Below are 17794 nucleotides of genomic sequence, written 5' to 3' on the forward strand. Positions count from 1 at the left end.
GCGCGCCCGCATGACCCCGGCCCGGCCGGGGTAGCGGCGCGATCATGGACGGACGACGCACGCGCGCGGCGGCCGGGGCGGGCGCACCCGCCCTGGCCGCCGCGCTGCTGCTCGGGGGCTGCGGCACCCCGGTGGAGCAGGACGCCGCGCGGGCGGCGGGGGAGGGCTTCGCCGCCGCGCTGCGCGCCGGTGACGGCGAGCGGGCCTGCGCCCTGCTGGCGCCGCGCACGCTCGAGGAGCTCGAGTCCTCCGCCGGGCGCCCGTGCCCCGCGGCCGTGCTGTCCGAGGGGCTGCCGGTGCCCGGCGCGCTCGTCGCGTCCGACGTGTGGGGCCGGCAGGCGCGCCTGGAGATGGCCCGCGACGTGCTCTTCGTCGCGGTGGCGCCGGGCGGCTGGCGGGTCACCGCCGCCGGGTGCTCCTGGCGGGGCGAGGACGTCCCGTACGACTGCTCGGTGCAGGGCGGCTGACGTGCGCGCCGTCTTCGCGGGCTACCTGCTCGTCGTCGTCGCCGGCACGGTCGGGGCGATCGTCCTGGGGCTGCTGCACCGGTGAGGCGCTACCTGCACCACAACGGCCTCGGGCTCTTCTTCGGCCTGCTCTTCCTGCTCGCCGTCGTCGGGCAGGTCGTCTCCGGGCGCGCGCTGCGCAACCAGGAGCTCGTCGCGGCCGGGCTCGCGCCGCTCGACGTCGGCCGCTACCTCACCTCGTCCTCGTTCGCCGTGGACCTGCTGGAGAACTGGCAGTCCGAGTACCTGCAGTTCCTGCTCTACCTCATGGCGACGGTGTGGCTCGTCCAGCGCGGGTCGCCCGAGTCCAAGGAGCTCGACCAGGTCGGGCGCGAGTCCGACGAGGACCAGGAGGTCGGGGCGGCCGCCCACCCGTGGTCGCCGGGGCCGGCCCGGCGCGGCCCCGGCCCGCTGCGGTGGGCGTACGAGAACTCGCTCGGCCTCGTCATGGGCACGGTCTTCCTCGGCACCTGGCTCGCGCAGTCCGTCGCGGGCGTCGTCGCCTACAACGAGGAGCAGCTGCAGGACCTCCTGCCGCCGCTGTCCTGGCGCGAGTACCTCGTGTCCCCGGACTTCTGGAGCCGCACGCTGCAGAACTGGCAGTCCGAGTTCCTCGCCGTCGGGTCGATGGCGGTGCTGTCGGTCTACCTGCGCCAGCGGGGGTCGCCGGAGTCCAAGCCGGTCGGCGCCGCGCACGACGACACCGCCGCCGAGGGGTGAGGGCGGCGCCGTCACCCCCCGGCGGTGCGCAGCGGCGCCGTCAGACGCGCCCGCGCCCGGCGCGGTAGCGGGCGACGAGCGCGGCGGTGGACGGGTCGTGCTCGTCGAGCCCGGCCTCGCCCGTGAGGGCGGGCACGAGCTGCCTGGCCATGGTCTTGCCCAGCTCGACGCCCCACTGGTCGAACGAGTCGATGCCCCACACGACGCCCTGCACGAAGGTCGTGTGCTCGTAGAGCGCGACGAGCTGGCCGAGGACCGACGGGGTCAGCCGCTGGGCCAGGATCGAGGTGGTCGGGCGGTTGCCCGGCATGACCTTGTGCGGGACGACCGCCGGGTCGGTGCCGTCGGCGGCCACCTCCTCGGCGGTCTTGCCGAACGCCAGCGCCGCGGTCTGGGCGAAGTAGTTCGACATGAAGAGGTCGTGCACGTCCGCCGCGCCGCCCTCGGGGTCGGCCAGCGGCTGGACCGGCTCGACGAAGCCGATGAAGTCCGCCGGGACGATGCGGGTGCCCTGGTGCAGCAGCTGGTAGAACGCGTGCTGCCCGTTGGTGCCCGGCTCGCCCCACCAGACCTCGCCGGTGGCCGCCCGCACCGGCGACCCGTCGAGCCGCACGGACTTGCCGTTGCTCTCCATCGTCAGCTGCTGCAGGTAGGCCGGGAAGCGGTGGAGGTACTGCGAGTAGGGCAGCACCGCGTGCGTCTCGGCGCCGAACAGGTCCGTGTACCAGACGTCGAGCAGGCCGAGCAGCACGGGCGCGTTGGCGTCGAACGGCGCGGTGCGGAAGTGCTCGTCCATCGCGTGGAAGCCGTCGAGCATCTCGCGGAAGGCCGTCGGGCCGATCGCGACCATGAGGGACAGGCCGACCGCGGAGGCGTACGAGTAGCGGCCGCCGACCCAGTCCCAGAAGCCGTACATGTTCTGCGGGTCGATGCCGAAGTCGGCGACCTTCTCCGCAGCCGTCGACACGGCGACGAAGTGCTGGGCCACCGCGGCCTGCGCGTCCTCGGGGGACAGGCCGTGCCGCTCCTGCAGCCCCTCGACGAGCCAGGCCCGGGCCAGGCGCGCGTTGGTGAGCGTCTCGAGCGTGGTGAAGGTCTTGCTCGCCACGACGAACAGCGTGGTCGCGGGGTCGAGGTCGCGAGTGCTCTCGTGGACGTCGGTGGGGTCGATGTTCGACACGAACCGGCACGTGAGGTCGCGGTCGGAGACGTGCTTCAGCGCCTCGTACGCCATGACGGGGCCGAGGTCGGAGCCGCCGATGCCGATGTTCACCACGGTGCGGATGCGCTGCCCGGTGGCGCCGGTCCAGGAGCCGCCGCGCACGGCGTCGGCGAAGGAGGCCATCCGGTCGAGCACCTCGTGCACGTCGGCGACGACGTCCTGCCCGTCGACGACGAGCCGGGCGTCGCGGGGGAGCCGCAGCGCGGTGTGCAGGACCGCGCGGTCCTCCGTGGTGTTGATGCGCTCGCCGGCGAACATCGCGTCGATGCGCTCGCGCAGGCCGGCCGCCTCCGCCACCTCGACGAGCAGCCGCAGCGTCTCGCGGGTCGCCCGGTGCTTGCTGAGGTCGAGGTGCAGGTCGGCCGCGTCGACGACCATCTCGCGGGCCCGGGACGGGTCCTGCGCGAAGAGGTCGCGCAGGTGCGCGCCCGCCACGTCGTCGTGGTGCCGGGACAGCGCTTCCCATGCGGGCGTCCCCACGGCGCCGAGCGGGCGCGGCGGGACCTCGTCGACGGGCACGTCGGGCGGCGTCGGGTCGCTCACTGCTCCGCCTGCGGCTGGTCGTGGTCACCGGGCTTCGCCAGCGGCTTCTTCTCCAGGTGCCCGCCGAAGCCCTTGCGCTGCGCCGAGAGCACCTTGTTGGCGAAGAGGTCGAGGCCGCGCGAGGCGAAGCGGGAGTAGAGCGCGCCGGTGAGCAGCGGCGCCGGCACGCCCTCGTCGATCGCCGCGATCGAGGTCCAGCGGCCCTCGCCCGAGTCGGCGACCCGGCCCTCGAACCGGGACAGGTCCGGGTCCTCGAAGAGGGCCTGCGCGGTGAGGTCGAGCAGCCACGACTCGACCACGCTGCCGCGGCGCCAGACCTCGGCGACCTCGGTGGTGTCGATGTCGTACTGGTAGTACTTCGGCTCCGACAGCGGGGCGGTCTCGGCGTCGATCTCGACGTCGCTGCGCCCGGCGTTGGCGTGCTTGATGATGTTCAGGCCCTCGCCGAAGGCCGCCATCATCGCGTACTCGATGCCGTTGTGGACCATCTTCACGAAGTGCCCGGCGCCGGCCGGCCCGCAGTGCAGCCAGCCCTCCTCGGCCGGGGTGGGCTCGCCGGTTCGGCCCGGCGTGCGGGCCACGTCGCCGACGCCCGGGGCGAGCGAGGAGAAGATCGGCCGCAGCCGGGTGACCGCGTCCTCGTCGCCGCCGATCATGAGGCAGTAGCCGCGCTCGAGGCCCCAGACGCCGCCGCTCGTGCCGCAGTCGACGTGGTGGATGCCGCGCTCGCGCAGCGCCTCCTGCCGGTCGACCGCGTGGCGGTAGTAGGAGTTGCCGCCGTCGATGATCGTGTCGTCGGCCTCGAGGACCCGGGCCAGCTCCTCCGCGACCGCGCCGGTGATGCCGGCCGGGACCATGAGCCACACCGACCGGGGCGCCTGCAGCTTCGCCGCGAGGTCCTCCAGCGAATCGGCCGGTGTCGCCCCCTCGGCCGCGAGCTCCTGCACCGCCTGGGCGTTCCGGTCGTAGACGACGCACTCGTGGCCGGCCCGCGTCAGGCGGCGCACCATGTTGGCGCCCATCCGGCCGAGTCCGATCATGCCGAGCTGCACGGGGTCCTCCCAGGGGCGGGACGGCGGCGGTCGGGATCGACGCTAGCGCCCGGCGGGCGGCCCGTCGTCGCGGGGGCGCCCCGCCTCCCGGCCCAGCCGTGACAGCGAGCCCAGCAGGCCGACCGCGCCCACGACGAGCAGCAGGACGGGCAGCACCCAGTCCGCGTCGGCCTCGAGCCCGAGGACGCCGTCGGCGAGCGCCACGCCGGCCGTGGCGAGGAAGGCGGCCCCGAAGAGCAGGGCGACGAGGTCGAGCGGGTGCCGGGTCACCGGTGCACCTCCACCACGCCGAGGCCGACGTGCAGGTCGAGCACCAGCGTGACCCCCCGGCCGGGCGCGGGTGCCGGGCGCTGGGGGCGCGACCACGTGGCGTCCACGCCACGCCCCCCGCTCGGGTCCTGCCCGGGCAGGTAGACCTCGCCGGCCGAGGCGTGGGCCACGACCTCCACCGCCGCGACCGCGGGCGAGGGGAGCTGCACCTCGAGCTCGCCGGCGCCGACCTCCGCGCCGAGCCGCACCGTCGAGCCCGGCGCGATGTTGGGCAGCGAGCGCAGGTCCAGCAGGGCGCTGCCGAGGCCCAGCTCGTACACGGGGACCTCCTCGAGGGCCAGCGCGCTCGACGGGGTCCACACCCGCTCGCCCACGCCGCCGGAGGGCACCCTGGCGCCGTCCAGCGCGGCGGCGCCCCCCAGCAGCAGCGACAGCAGCACGCCGAGCGGGACGAGCCCGCGCGCCCGGCCGACGAAGGCCGAGACGACCAGGCCGAGGCCCACGACCGCGAGGGCGGTGCCGAGCAGGACCACCGGCTGCGGGGTCCCGCCGGCGGCCACGGTGAGGCCGCCGACCGCGCCCACCGCGAGCAGCGCGGCGGAGACCGTGAGGAGCCCGAGCACGGAGCGGCGGCGCCGCTCGCGGCGACGCTCCGGTCGCAGCGCCGTCGCCCCGCGGCCGTACGGGGCGCGGGGGTCGTACGCGCCGTAGGGGCCCCCGGTGCCGGGGGGCGGCGCGTAGAGCGGTGCCGCCGGCATGGCGTAGGGCCCGTGGGGGGCGAAGGCCTCGGCCACGCGCGCCTGCTCGGGGGGCGGCGGGGTCGCCGCGGCGGCGGGCGCCGGGCGCGGCGGGGCCGCCGCGGGGGCGGGAGCGGCGTGCGCCGCCACCGCCTCGGCGGCGGGCCCGCGGGTGGCCGCGGGCGGGACGGCCGGGACCGGCGGGGGCTCGGGGGCGTACCGGTCGACGAGGCCGCCGTGGCGCAGCGCGAGCACGGCCGCCGTGCCGACGAGGCCGAGCAGGACCAGGCCCTGCAGGTCGCCCGAGCGGAGCTGGCCGAGGGCGAAGCTCGTCCCGGCGATGACGGCGACCACGGCCACGACCGCGCCCGCGCTGCCGCGCCCGCGCAGGAGCCGCTGGCCCTCGGAGCGCAGCCGCCCCTCCTCGGGCACGAGCAGCCAGGCGAGCCCGTAGAGCACGAGGCCCGCGCCGCCGAAGAGGGTGAGCACGACCGCCGTGACCCGCAGGAGCAGCGGGTCGACGCCCACCCAGGCCCCCGCGCCGCCGCAGACGCCCGCGACGCGGCGGTCCTCGCGGGACCGGCGCAGCCGGTGGACGTCCGGGCGCCACGGGGGCGGCGCGGTGCCGGCGTGACCGGCTCCGCCGGCGCCGGCGGTGTCGTGCGGGGTGGCCATGCCCCCATGCTGCGCCGTGCGCCCGCCCCGGGGCCACGGGGACCGACCCGGACCCGACCCTGAGCCGGACCCTGGGAACACCCCGAGGGTGGTGCGCGGCGGCGGTCCCGCGTGTGACGATCGGTGGCGTGAGCAGGCTGGAGGACCTCGACGCGCCGGCCGCGGGGAGCGTGCTGCCCCCGGCGCCGCCGCTGCCCGCGGCACCCCCGGTCGCGCCGGTCGAGGCGCCGGCGCCCGCTCCGGTGGGGGCGGTGCCTCCCGTGCCGGCCGCCCGCCCGCCCCTGCAGCGGGCCAGCGGCGGCCGGGTCGTCGCGGGCGTCTGCCGCGGCGTCGCGGACCACCTCGGCGTCGACGTCCTCTGGGTGCGCCTCGTCCTCGTCGCGGCGGCGCTGCTCAGCGGCGCCGGCATCCTCGCGTACGCCGCCCTGTGGGTCTTCGCGCCGCTGCGGGTCGACCCGGAGCCCGAGGAGGAGGGCGGCAGCGAGCTCGGCTTCGTCGCGGCGCTCGGCGCCATCGCCGTCGGGGGCCTGCTGCTCGTGGACCGCGTCGGCCTGGGCCTGTCGCCCGGCAGCGTGTGGCCGGTCGTCGTGGCCGGGCTCGGCGTCGTCGTGCTGTGGCGGCACAGCGACGACGTGCAGCGCGCGCGGCTGCGCCAGGCCACGGGCGCGACGCGGCGCAGCGGCGCGGTGCGCGTGCTCGCCGGGCTGGTGCTCGTCCTCGTCGGCCTCGCGCTGTTCCTGTCCCCCCGCGGCGCGGCCTCCGGCTGGCAGCAGGGGCTGCTCGTGCTGGCGGTCGTCGTCGGGCTGGTGCTGGTGTCCGGGCCGTGGTGGCTGCGCATGGTGCGCGACCTGTCGGCCGAGCGCGCCGCGCGCATCCGCGAGCAGGAGCGCGCCGAGATCGCCGCGCACGTGCACGACTCGGTCCTGCACACCCTCACCCTCATCCAGCGCAGCGTCGACGACCCGCGCGAGGTGGCCCGGCTGGCGCGCTCCCAGGAGCGCGAGCTGCGCACCTGGCTCTACCGCCCCGTGGCCGACCCGGAGACCACGCTCACCGCCGCCGTGGAGCGGGTCGCCGCGGAGGTCGAGGACGCGCACGGCGTCGCGGTGGAGGTCGTCGTCGTCGGCGACCGCGCCCTCGACGAGCACCTGCGCGCCATGCTCCTCGCCACCCGCGAGGCGCTCGTCAACGCCGCCAAGTACGCGGGGGGCGCGGCGATCTCGGTCTACGCGGAGGTCGAGCCCGACCAGGTCACGGTGTTCGTCCGCGACCGCGGCCCGGGCTTCGACCTCGACGCGGTGCCGGAGGACCGGCTGGGCGTGCGCCAGTCGGTGATCGGCAGGATGGACCGGCACGGCGGGACCGCCGTGGTCCGTACGGCGAGGGGCGAGGGGACCGAGGTGCAGCTGCAGATGCCGGTCGCGGACGACGGGAGCGCCGCGTGAGCGCCGCCCCGCCCCCCGTCCCGCCGCCCGCCCCGCCCGCCGCACCGCCGGCCGGCCCCGGGGGGCGGACCCGGGTCGTGCTCGTCGACGACCACCGGATGTTCCGCAGCGGGGTGCGCGCCGAGCTCGCCGTCGCCGCCGACCGGTTGGAGATCGTCGGCGAGGCCGAGGACGTCGAGAGCGCGGTCCGGGTCGTCACCGCCACCCTGCCGGACGTCGTGCTCCTCGACGTGCACCTGCCGGGCGGCGGCGGGCAGGCGGTGCTGTCCCGGCTCGTCGGGGTGCTGCCGGGCACCCGGTTCCTCGCGCTGAGCGTGTCCGACGCGGCCGAGGACGTCATCGGGGTCATCCGCGGGGGCGCCCGCGGGTACGTCACCAAGTCGATCACGGGGGCCGAGCTCGCCGACGCCGTGCGCCGGGTCGCCGAGGGCGACGCCGTGTTCAGCCCGCGCCTGGCCGGCTTCGTGCTGGACGCGTTCCGGGGCGCCGACGCCGCCCCCGCGGTCGACGAGGACCTCGACCGGCTCACCCAGCGCGAGCGGGAGGTCCTGCGCCTCATCGCGCGCGGGTACGCGTACAAGGAGATCGCCAAGCAGCTCTTCATCAGCGTCAAGACCGTCGAGACCCACGTGTCGGCGGTGCTGCGCAAGCTGCAGGTCTCGAACCGCCACGAGCTCACCCGCTGGGCCACCGACCGCCGGCTGGTCTGAGCCGGGGTGTGACGGGGGGTGCCACCGGGCACCAGGAGGGCAGCCCGTCCCTTGGAGGTCGTCCGTGCACCGCACCGCCCGCCCCGCCCGCACCCGCGCCGCCGGCGCCGCCCGCGTGCCCGTCCTCGCGGCGGTCGCCGCGCTGCACGTGCTCGTGCTCGGCGCCCTCACGGCGCTGCCGGCCGCGGCCGGCGAGGGCGGCGGCCCCGAGCCGGGCGAGTCCGGCGGCGGCCCGAAGTCCAACACCACGCTCTCCGGCGACTGGGGCTGGCTCTTCGTGCTGCTCCTGGTCGCCGTGGCCCTGGGCGTCGCGCTCATCGCGTTCTTCGTGCACAACCGCGCCCGCAAGCGCCCCGCGGACCGCAGCGACCGCGGCGCGCGCACGGGCGACGGGCAGGGGCACGCGCAGTAGCGCCCAGCGCCGGGGTCAGGGGATCGTCGTGGCCCGGAACGCCTCGGCGAGCCGGCCGGGCGGCAGGCCCGCCTCGGCGGCGGTGCGGCGCATCCAGTCCCCGACGAAGCCCTCGACGTCGAGGTGGGCCGTCTGGCTCGCGTGGGCGCGCAGGGCCGCGTACTTGGTCCCCGCGTGGTCGGTGACGTCCACGGCGCGGGTGCTGACCGGCGAGCCCATGAGCCAGAGCTCGCGCACCTCCCACGGCTCGAGGCCCTCGTCGCGCAGCAGCCCGGGGTGGGCGAAGGCGTTGCGCGCGTCCGGGTAGACCGCGATCGTCGCCGCCTCGCCCGCGGCGAGGTGGTCGGGGTGGCTGGCCGGCAGGCGCTCCCAGTTGCGCTCCGGGCTCTGGGTGATGACGCGCTGCGGGCGCACCTGGCGGACCACCCGGCTGATGTCGCGGCGCAGGTCCTGCGTCACCTCGAGCGCCCCGTCGCGGTAGCCGAGGAACCGCACGTCGGCGACCCCCACGGCCCGCGCCGCCGCCGTCTGCTCCGCGCGCCGCAGCGCCGGGACGTCCGCCCGGTCGACCGAGCGGTCGAAGCCCCCGGCGTCGCCGTCGGTGCAGACGCAGTACGTCACCTCCACGCCCTCGGCGACGAGGCGGGCCACCGTGCCGGCGGCGCCGAAGTCGACGTCGTCGGGGTGCGCGGTCACGACGAGGACCCGCTCGAGCGGCGCGGCGCCGTCGACGGCGGTGCCCTCGGGCAGCGCGCTCACGCCTGCGCCTGCCGGTCCGGGCGCGCGAGCGCGACCCACGCGGACCACGACAGGTCGCGCCCGACGTACCGGGGGCGCTGCAGCGGCCAGTCCTCGGCGAGCCAGCGCGGGACGAGCTCGTCGAGCGCCCGCTCGACGTCGGTGCCGACGAGCCGGTCCACGACCCACCACGACACCTCCGCGTCGGCGCCCGGCGCCTCCGGCGGGTCGACGTACACGCACCCGAGCAGCTCGGTCTCGCCCTCGTCGAGCAGCGCGTAGTTGAACGACGCGTGCGCCTCGACCTCGCGCTCGTGGCGCGCCAGGTCCTCGCGGTCCTCCTCGCGGGTCATGTCCGCGGGCGGCCACCCCCACGCCTCGCCGTACGTCGCCCACAGCCGCTCGCGGCTGCCCATGACGGCGGGCAGGTCGATGTCGACGTCGTCGGCGCGGATCGGGCGCAGGTGCTGACCGGTGGGCAGGTCGACCCGCAGCGGGTGGTCCCAGCCCGCGGGGAGCCACGGCGCGGTGGCGCCGGGCGCGGTGCCGGGGGCGGTGGTGTCGTCGGTGGTGTCGTCGGTGGTGTCGTCGGGCACGTGGCGGGACGCTAGCGCTGTCGGTCGCGCGACGTAGGCTCGTCGCCGAGATGAGCACCCTCTTCGACGGCGACGCGCTGCTGCCCACGCTCCCGCCCGCGACCCCGACCGCGCGGGGGGACGGCCCGGACGGCGCGGACGGGCCCGGCGCAGGCGGCGACGGCGCCCGCGGCGGGCGCGCGGGGCGGCGGCAGGACCCGGCCGCGCTGCTCGAGGGGCTCAACGAGCAGCAGCGCGCCGCGGTCACGCACCAGGGGTCGCCCCTGCTCATCGTGGCCGGGGCGGGCTCGGGCAAGACGCGGGTGCTGACCCACCGGATCGCGTACCTGCTGGCCGCGCGCGACGTGCACCCGGGCTCGGTGCTGGCGATCACGTTCACCAACAAGGCCGCCGGCGAGATGAAGGCCCGGGTGGCCGACCTCGTCGGCCCCCGCTCGAAGGCCATGTGGGTGTCCACGTTCCACTCCGCCTGCGTGCGCATCCTGCGCCGCGAGGCGAAGCAGGTGGGGCTGTCGACGAGCTTCTCGATCTACGACGCGGCCGACAGCCAGCGGCTCATGGCGCTGTGCTGCCGCGAGCTCGACCTCGACCCCAAGCGCTACCCGCCGAAGTCGTTCAGCGCCCAGGTGTCCAACCTCAAGAACGAGCTCGTCGACGCGGAGGACTTCGCCGCGCGCGCCGAGACCTCGCTCGAGCGGACGCTGGCCGACGCGTACGCGCTCTACCAGCGCCGGCTGCGCGAGGCGAACGCGCTGGACTTCGACGACCTCATCATGACGACCGTCCACCTGCTCCAGGCGTTCCCCGACGTCGCGGAGCACTACCGGCGCCGGTTCCGGCACGTCCTCGTCGACGAGTACCAGGACACCAACCACGCGCAGTACGTCCTCGTGCGCGAGCTGACCCGGGCCGCGACGGGGGAGGGGCCGGCGGTGCCACCGGCCGAGCTGTGCGTGGTCGGCGACGCGGACCAGTCGATCTACGCCTTCCGCGGGGCGACGATCCGCAACATCCTGCAGTTCGAGGAGGACTACCCCGACGCGCGCACGATCCTGCTCGAGCAGAACTACCGCTCCACGCAGACGATCCTGTCGGCGGCCAACGCCGTCATCGCGCGCAACACCGCCCGCAAGCCGAAGGACCTGTGGTCCGACGCGGGCGACGGGGCGCGGGTCGTGGGCTACGTCGCCGACAACGAGCACGACGAGGCCTCGTTCGTCGCCAACGAGGTCGACCGGCTGCACGACGAGGGCCTGGCGACGCCGGGGCAGGTCGCGGTCTTCTACCGGACCAACGCCCAGTCCCGCGTGTTCGAGGAGGTGTTCATCCGGGTCGGCCTGCCCTACAAGGTGGTCGGCGGCGTGCGCTTCTACGAGCGGCGCGAGGTGCGCGACGCGGTGGCGTACCTGCGGGTGGTGGCCAACCCCGACGACACCGTCTCGCTGCGGCGGGTCCTCAACACGCCCAAGCGCGGCATCGGCGACCGGGCGCAGGCCTGCGTCGAGGCGCTGGCCGACCGCGAGCGCATCTCCTTCACCGCGGCCCTGGCCCGCTGCGACGAGGCGCCCGGCGTGGCCACCCGCAGCCTCACGGCGATGAAGGGCTTCCTCACCCTGCTCGAGGACCTGCGCACGGTGGCCGAGAGCGAGGGGCCGGCGACGGTGCTGGAGGCGGTGCTCGAGCAGACCGGCTACCTGGCCGAGCTGCGCGCCTCGAGCGACCCGCAGGACGAGACCCGGGTCGAGAACCTCCAGGAGCTCGTGTCGGTGGCGCGCGAGTTCGAGCAGGCCTCGCCGGAGGGGACGCTGGCGGACTTCCTCGAGCAGGTGTCCCTCGTCGCCGACTCCGACCAGATCCCCGAGGGCGAGGACCACGGCGGCGTCGTCACGCTCATGACGCTGCACACCGCCAAGGGGCTGGAGTTCCCCGTCGTCTTCCTCACCGGCCTGGAGGACGGGGTCTTCCCGCACCTGCGCACCCTCGGCGACGAGAAGGAGCTCGAGGAGGAGCGCCGGCTGGCGTACGTCGGGATCACCCGGGCCGAGCAGCGCCTCTACGTCTCGCGCGCCCTGGTGCGCACGACGTGGGGCGCGCCGTCGTACAACCCGCCCTCGCGCTTCCTCGACGAGCTGCCCGGCGAGCTCGTCGAGTGGCAGCGGCTGGAGTCGGTGCTGTCCTCCGCGGTGTCCACGCCCGCCGTGGCGCAGGCGGCGGCCCGGCCCACGGCGAGGACGCCGGGCAACCGCGCCGTCGTGCACCTCGAGCCGGGCGACCGGGTCAGCCACGACACCTTCGGCCTCGGCTCGGTCGTCGCCGTCGAGGGCGCCGGGGAGCGCGCCATGGCGCACGTGGACTTCCGCGGCGAGGTGAAGCGGCTGCTGCTGCGCTACGCGCCGCTGGAGAAGCTCTAGGCCCGCACCGCCACCACCTCGAGGTAGGGCACGTCCATCGCCAGCGTCCCGTCGGTCGCCGTGGAGTGCGCCCGGTAGACCTCGGCGAGCTCGGCGGCCAGGTCGTCCGCGCCCTCCTCGCCGACCGCGCGGAACGCGGCCACGGTGGGGCCGTACCAGGTGCGGAAGTGCTCGACGCAGTGCTCGGCCGAGCGGAACCGGAACGCGCAGGTGCGCCGCGCCGCCCGCAGGTCGCGGACGTACGGGCCGAGGAGCCCGCGCACGTGCTCCTCGTCACCCCAGGTCACCGGCGGCAGGACGCCGGGCGGCGGCGGGACCCGCGCCGACACCGCGCGCAGCATGCCGCCCACCATGCTGTCCGGCGTCCAGGCGGCCACCCCGATGCGCCCGCCACCGCGGCAGACCCGGGCGAGCTCGCGCGCCGCCGCCTGCTGGTCGGGGGCGAACATGACGCCGATGGTGGACAGGACGACGTCGAAGGACCCGTCCCCGAACGGCAGGTCCTGCGCGTCCGCGACCTGCGTGCGCAGCTCGACGCAGTCCGCCTCGGCCCGGCGCCGCGCCTCCTCGAGCAGGGCCGGCACGTAGTCGGTCGCGAGCACGTCGGCGAAGCGCCGCGCCGCGGGCAGCGACGCGCTGCCGTTGCCGGCGGCGACGTCGAGGACCCGCTCGCCCGCGCGCACGTCCACCTCGCGCACGAGCGACTCGCCGATCCAGGTCAGCAGGCTGCCGACCCTGCCGTAGTCGCCCAGCCCCCAGACCGCCCGCTGCTTCTCGGTCACCGCCGCGAGGTCGACGCCCATGGTCCCTCCCTGCTCCGTCCCCTGGGACGGTGCGCCCGTCGGGCCGGTCCTGGCAAGGGACAGAACCTGACCGGATGCGGGTCTAGCGTCAGGAGTACCCGACCGGAGGAGCCCCGCGATGACCCAGGACACCGCCACCACGAGCACGAGCGGGCTGGACCAGGAGCGCGCCGACCTGCTCGAGGCGCTCGCGCACCACCGCAACCTGCTGCGCCGGGCGCTGCGCGACCTCGACCAGGAGCAGGCGACGCGGCGCACGACCGCGAGCGAGCTGTGCCTCGCGGGGATCGTCAAGCACGTCGCGGCGACCGAGAGCGAGTGGGTCGACTTCATCCTCGAGGGCGCCTCGAGCATGGCGGCGCCGGAGGACGCGGCGGCGTGGGAGGCGTACGCCGACACGTTCCGGCTCGTGGGGGACGAGACGCTGGAGGGGGTGCTGCGCCGCTACGAGGAGGTCGAGGCGCGCACGACCGAGGTGCTCCGCTCGCTGCCCGACCTGGACGCGTCGCACGAGCTCCCCGAGGCGCCGTGGTTCGAGCCGGGGGCGCGGTGGTCGGCCCGGCGGGTGCTGCTGCACGTCGTCGCCGAGACGGCGCAGCACGCCGGGCACGCCGACATCATCCGCGAGTCGCTCGACGGGGCGAAGACCATGGGGTGACGGGCGACCCGGCCGCGCCGGGCTAGGTTCGACCGCGCACGCCCCGAGGACGAGACCGCGGAGGACCCGGTGACGAGCACGACGACGACCAGCGCGACCCTCGACGTGGAGCTGCTGGCGGCCGTCGAGCGGCGCGTCCTCTGGCTCGCGGCGTCGGTCGTGCACCACGCCAACCGCGTGCGGCCCAACCCGTCGGGGCTGAAGGTCGGCGGGCACCAGGCGTCGAGCGCGTCGTTGACGACGATCATGACGGCGCTGTGGCTGCACCAGCTGCGCAGCGGGGACCGGGTCTCGGTGAAGCCGCACGCCTCGCCGGTGCTGCACGCCCTGCAGTACCTCCTGGGCGACCTGGACGAGCGCCACCTCACCACGCTGCGCGAGTTCGGCGGGCTGCAGAGCTACCCCAGCCGCACCAAGGACCCCGGCACGGTCGACTACTCCACCGGGTCGGTCGGCATCGGGGCGACAGCCACGGTCTGGGGCGCCATCGCGCGCCGCTACGCCGGCGGCCTCACCGCTACCCCGGCCGCGACGGGGCGGCAGTGGGCGCTGGTGGGGGACGCGGAGCTCGACGAGGGCGCCGTCTGGGAGGCCATCCTCGACCCCGCCGTCGCCGAGCTCGGCGAGGTCGTGTGGGTCGTCGACCTCAACCGCCAGTCGCTCGACCGCGTCGTGCCGGGCATCGCGGCGGGTCGGCTCACCGGCATGTTCGAGGCCGCCGGCTGGCAGGTGCTGCAGGTGAAGTACGGGCGCGTCCTCGAGGAGCTCTTCGCCCGGCCCGGCGGTACGGCGCTGCGCGAGCGCATCGACGGCATGCCGAACCCCGAGTACCAGCGGCTGCTGCGCTGCGACGCAGCGACACTGCGCAAGCGCTTGCCCGGCGACAGCGCGGACGTCGCGGCCCTCGTGGAGGGGCTCGACGACGCGACGCTGCTCGCGGCGGTGCGCAACCTCGGGGGCCACGACCACAGCGCCCTGCTCGACGCGTTCGCGCGGATCGACGACACGCGCCCCACGCTCGTGCTGGCGTGGACGGTCAAGGGGAACGGGCTGGCGACCGAGGGCCACCCGCAGAACCACTCGGCGCTCCTCACGCACGAGCAGATGGACGTGCTGGCGCAGCGCTGCGGCACGGACCCGGCCGACCCGTGGAAGCGCTTCCCGGAGGGCAGCGCGGAGGACGACCTGTGCCGCCGGGCGGCGGACCGGCTGCGCCGGGAGCCGGTACCCGCAGCTGTGCCGCCCCCGGTCCCGGCGGACTTCGGCCGCACCCCGACGGGCACGGCGACCACCCAGGCCGCGCTGGGGCGAGCGCTGCTCGACCTGACGCGCGCCGCGCCGGAGGCGGCCCGGCGGGTCGTCACGGTGAGCCCCGACGTGAGCTCGTCGACCAACCTCGGCGGCTGGCTGAACAAGGTGGGCGTCTGGTCGGCGACGGAGCGCACCGACTGGTTCGCCGACGACCGCGAGACGATCCTGCACTGGCGGGAGCGCCCCGACGGCCAGCACGTGGAGCTCGGCATCGCCGAGACGAACCTGGTCGGCCTCATCGGCGAGCTCGGCGCGACCTGGAGCCGCTGGGGCGAGCCGCTGCTGCCGGTGGGGGTGCTGTACGACCCCTTCGTCGAGCGCGCGCTCGAGCCGTGGTCCTTCGGCATGTACGCCGGTGGGCAGTCGATCCTCGTCGGCACCCCGTCGGGCGTCAGCCTCGCGCCGGAGGGCGGTGCGCACCAGTCGGTGAAGACGCCGAGCATCGGCATCGAGCAGCCGGGGTGCGTGGCGTTCGAGCCGGCGTTCGCGATCGACGCCGAGTGGTGCCTCCTCGACGGGCTCGCCCGGCTCGGGCGGCCGGGCGGGAGCTCGACGTACCTGAGGCTGTCGACGCGGCCGGTCGACCAGTCGCTCGCCGCGGTGCCGGAGGACCCGGCGGCGCGCGAGCGCCGGCGCCGGCAAGTGGTCGCCGGTGCGTACGCGCTGCGCCGCCACCCGGACCCGCAGGTGACCGTCGCCGCCATGGGGGCGGTCGTGCCGGAAGCGCTTTCCGCGGTCGCGCGCCTGGACGGGCTGGGGATCGGCGCGGACCTCGTCGTGGTGACCAGCCCCGGTCGGCTGCACGAGGCCCACCGGGCGCGGCAGGGCCGGGGGGACGCGCCGACGTGGGTGCTCGACCGGGTCCTGCCGGCGGACCGTGCCCGCCCGCTGGTCACGGTGCTCGACGGGCACCCGCACGCGCTGTCCTTCCTGGCTGCGGTGAACCGCGTCCGCTCGGTCGACCTGGGCGTCACGGCCTTCGGGCAGTCGGGCGACCTCGCCGACGTGCTGAGGCACCACGGGATCGACGCCGACGGGATCGTGGCGGGTGCCCTGGACGTGCTCGGGCGGTGAGGGCCGCGTGAGCGGGGGCGGGGCCGGGACGCGTGACGGGGTGGAGCGGGCGCGGCTCGACCTCGAGCGCGGTCACCCGCGACGCGCCCGGGAGCGGCTCCAGGGGGTGCTCGTCGCGCGACCGTACGACCTGCAGGCGCGGGCGCTGCTGGGCGAGGCGTACCGGCGCGACGGGCAGTGGGCGGAGGCAGGCCGCTGGGGCTACCTCGTCCGTCCTGCTGCGTCGGAGTGCGAGCGCGTCGCCTTCGAGCGGCACGCCGCCTTCGGCTGGCGCCGGCGCATCGAGCGGTCCCGGCTGCGCCACCTGCTGCGGGTGGACGAGCTGGAGTCCGTGGCGGACGAGGCGGGGATCGTGCGGCTGCGGACGCTGGGCGACTGGCGGCGACCGGGGGACCCCGGCCCGCTGGTGGAGCGCCTCGGCCTGGCTCGGTGGGTCGGGAGCGTGGTCCGGGGCTGACCGGTGTCGGCGCGTGCCGGTCTCGAGGCTCGTCGTCCTCGGTTGGGCCGTACGGGTGGTCGTGGGGTAGGCCGTGCTGGATAACGCTCTCCCAGTCGTGAAGTTGTCGGTGCTCGAACGTAGGTTCGAGTCGTGGCAGCGGGGGTGGAGCAGGTGGTGGGGTCGCCGGTGGCGGCTGCGCTGGGCGAGGTCGCGGCGGTGCTGGGGTCGGTGTCGTTGGTGACGTCGGACCCGCGCTCGGTCACCGCTTGCGACGGGCTCCCTGGTGGTGCGGGCGGTGCGGGTGCTGGTGGTGCGGTGTGGCAGGTGCCGACGGGGGAGTTGTCGCAGGTGGCGGCGGCGGTGCTGGGGTTGCGGGCGCGGTTGGACGCGGTGCTGCTGGCGGTGGTGCGTGAGGCGGACGTGCGGGGGTTGCACGCGGCGGTGGGTGCGGGGTCGACGGCGCGGTGGTTGGCCGGGGTGGCGCGGTGGGAGCCGGCGGAGGCGCGGGGGTTCGTCGCGGACGCGGCGGCGCTGGCGCCGGGGTTCGGCGCCGCGCCGCTGCAGGTCGACGCACCTGGCGTCGAGAGCGACGAGCGAGTCGAGGGTGAGTCCGAGTCGGAGTTAGCGGAGGGGGTGCTGCCGCCGGAGGGTGCGGTGGTGGGGGCGCAGCTGGCCCTGGGTCGGGTGGACCGGTCGCGGGCGCAGGCGGTGCTGCGGGCGGTGCGGGCGTTGCCGCACGACGCGTCGCCGGTGGAGCGGGTGCGCGCGGAGGTGCTGTTGGCGGACTGCGCGCGGGACCTGACGGTGCGCCAGGTCGGTCGGGCCGGGCGGCGCCTGGCGGAGGCGCTGGCCGGGCGCCGCCCGGACCGCGACGACCCGGGCGACGACCCGGCCGGTGCGCTGCCCAGTGAGGGGCCGTTGGACGAGGGGGAGCGGGTGGCGGCGCGGCGGGCGGAGGAGCTGGCTGCGGAGCTGTACGAGCAGCGGCGGGTGTGGTGGCGCCGTCGGGGTGATGGCAGCGTGGAGGGCGGGTTCCGGCTCGATCCGGTGTCCGCCGCGCCGGTGGTGGTGCTGCTGGAGGCCGCCGCCCGCCGCCCCGACACCGCCGCCGACGGCACGAGCGGAGCCGACGCGGACGGGGTGGGTGACGGGGGTGACGCGGGCGACGCGGGCGACGCGGACGTTCCGGGCGGCGGCTGCGCCACCTCCAGTTCGGGGCGGGCGCGCGAGTCAGGGCAGGCGGGACAGGGCGGCCCGCCCGACCCGCAGCAGGAGCGGCGCCCACCTGATCACCACGTCGACGACGACGACGACGGCGACGAGAGCGAGCAACGGGACAGCGGGGGCCGGGACAGCAGGGACGGAGACGGAGACGACGGCGAGGCCGTTGACGGCGGGTCGGGTGTGCTGGACCGGCGTACGCGGGCGCAGCGGGCGGCGGACGTGCTGGTGCAGCTGTGCACCTGGGCGCT

Annotated in this window: 16 protein-coding genes and 1 pseudogene; 10 read left to right on the plus strand and 7 right to left on the minus strand. The window is 76.3% G+C overall.

Annotated features, from left to right (window positions below; translation table 11 throughout):
• The first annotated feature begins 44 nt into the window (after positions 1-44).
• Together D5H78_RS18570 and D5H78_RS18575 are read left to right on the plus strand one after the other, a co-directional pair.
• Positions 45-467, plus strand: coding sequence for a hypothetical protein (locus D5H78_RS18570; RefSeq protein WP_119952002.1), 423 nt, complete (start codon positions 45-47; stop codon positions 465-467).
• An 81-nt stretch (positions 468-548) separates the two neighbouring features.
• Entirely contained in the window at positions 549-1226 is a 678-nt protein-coding gene (locus D5H78_RS18575; protein WP_119952003.1) for a DUF6766 family protein, read from the plus strand.
• Positions 1227-1266: 40 nt separating this feature from the next.
• Here D5H78_RS18575 and pgi read toward each other — a convergent pair whose 3' ends face one another.
• From pgi to D5H78_RS18595, 4 genes are read right to left on the minus strand one after another with little or no spacing between them, the layout of a single operon-like run.
• Complete coding sequence (pgi, locus tag D5H78_RS18580; RefSeq protein ID WP_165865800.1) at positions 1267-2967, minus strand: glucose-6-phosphate isomerase; 1701 nt, start codon at positions 2965-2967, stop codon at positions 1267-1269.
• Between the two features lie 20 nt (positions 2968-2987).
• The gene (gnd, locus tag D5H78_RS18585; protein ID WP_119952004.1) at positions 2988-4043 is read right to left on the minus strand and encodes a phosphogluconate dehydrogenase (NAD(+)-dependent, decarboxylating); all 1056 of its coding nucleotides are present in this window, start codon (positions 4041-4043) and stop codon (positions 2988-2990) included.
• Positions 4044-4085: 42 nt separating this feature from the next.
• Positions 4086-4313: a hypothetical protein gene (locus D5H78_RS18590; protein ID WP_119952005.1), complete on the minus strand. Its 228-nt coding sequence runs from the start codon at positions 4311-4313 to the stop codon at positions 4086-4088.
• On the minus strand, positions 4310-5725 hold the full coding sequence (locus D5H78_RS18595; RefSeq protein WP_119952006.1) for a PspC domain-containing protein: 1416 nt from the start codon (positions 5723-5725) through the stop codon (positions 4310-4312). The genes D5H78_RS18590 and D5H78_RS18595 overlap by 4 nt, the downstream gene beginning before the upstream one ends.
• Positions 5726-5853: 128 nt before the next feature.
• Here D5H78_RS18595 and D5H78_RS18600 point away from each other — a divergent pair, with 128 nt between their 5' ends.
• The 3 genes from D5H78_RS18600 (at position 5854) to D5H78_RS18610 (ending at position 8292) form a co-directional block, all read left to right on the plus strand.
• Positions 5854-7170 (plus strand): ATP-binding protein, encoded by a 1317-nt coding sequence (locus D5H78_RS18600; protein ID WP_245941712.1) that lies wholly within the window; start codon positions 5854-5856, stop codon positions 7168-7170.
• Positions 7167-7880, plus strand: coding sequence for a LuxR C-terminal-related transcriptional regulator (locus D5H78_RS18605; RefSeq protein ID WP_119952007.1), 714 nt, complete (start codon positions 7167-7169; stop codon positions 7878-7880). The genes D5H78_RS18600 and D5H78_RS18605 overlap by 4 nt, the downstream gene beginning before the upstream one ends.
• 64 nt (positions 7881-7944) lie before the next feature.
• Entirely contained in the window at positions 7945-8292 is a 348-nt protein-coding gene (locus tag D5H78_RS18610) for a hypothetical protein (RefSeq protein WP_119952008.1), read from the plus strand.
• 15 nt (positions 8293-8307) lie between these two features.
• On the opposite strand, the gene D5H78_RS18615 is transcribed toward D5H78_RS18610, so the two are convergent.
• Together D5H78_RS18615 and D5H78_RS18620 are read right to left on the minus strand one after the other, a co-directional pair.
• Positions 8308-9051: a PIG-L deacetylase family protein gene (locus D5H78_RS18615; protein WP_218566802.1), complete on the minus strand. Its 744-nt coding sequence runs from the start codon at positions 9049-9051 to the stop codon at positions 8308-8310.
• Positions 9048-9524: a GNAT family N-acetyltransferase gene (locus D5H78_RS18620; protein ID WP_119952023.1), complete on the minus strand. Its 477-nt coding sequence runs from the start codon at positions 9522-9524 to the stop codon at positions 9048-9050. The genes D5H78_RS18615 and D5H78_RS18620 overlap by 4 nt, the downstream gene beginning before the upstream one ends.
• A gap of 152 nt (positions 9525-9676) precedes the next feature.
• Here D5H78_RS18620 and pcrA point away from each other — a divergent pair, with 152 nt between their 5' ends.
• Complete coding sequence (pcrA, locus tag D5H78_RS18625) at positions 9677-12037, plus strand: DNA helicase PcrA (protein ID WP_119952009.1); 2361 nt, start codon at positions 9677-9679, stop codon at positions 12035-12037.
• Here the strand turns inward: pcrA and D5H78_RS18630 are convergent.
• Positions 12034-12840, minus strand: a complete 807-nt coding sequence (locus tag D5H78_RS18630; protein WP_119952010.1) for a class I SAM-dependent methyltransferase — start codon at positions 12838-12840, stop codon at positions 12034-12036. The two genes, pcrA and D5H78_RS18630, sit on opposite strands and share 4 nt — an antisense overlap.
• A gap of 118 nt (positions 12841-12958) precedes the next feature.
• Between D5H78_RS18630 and D5H78_RS18635 the strand changes: the two genes are divergently transcribed.
• From D5H78_RS18635 to D5H78_RS18650, 4 genes and pseudogenes are all read left to right on the plus strand, one after another.
• Positions 12959-13498, plus strand: a complete 540-nt coding sequence (locus D5H78_RS18635) for a DinB family protein (RefSeq protein WP_119952011.1) — start codon at positions 12959-12961, stop codon at positions 13496-13498.
• A 69-nt stretch (positions 13499-13567) separates the two neighbouring features.
• Entirely contained in the window at positions 13568-15883 is a 2316-nt protein-coding gene (locus D5H78_RS18640) for a transketolase-like TK C-terminal-containing protein (protein WP_119952012.1), read from the plus strand.
• A gap of 7 nt (positions 15884-15890) precedes the next feature.
• Entirely contained in the window at positions 15891-16340 is a 450-nt protein-coding gene (locus tag D5H78_RS18645; RefSeq protein WP_133412095.1) for a DUF6584 family protein, read from the plus strand.
• Positions 16341-16472: 132 nt separating this feature from the next.
• Positions 16473-17794 (plus strand): annotated as a pseudogene (locus tag D5H78_RS18650) (DUF222 domain-containing protein); the annotation flags it as partial.

Source organism: Vallicoccus soli (genome assembly GCF_003594885.1).
GTDB lineage: Bacteria > Actinomycetota > Actinomycetes > Motilibacterales > Motilibacteraceae > Vallicoccus > Vallicoccus soli.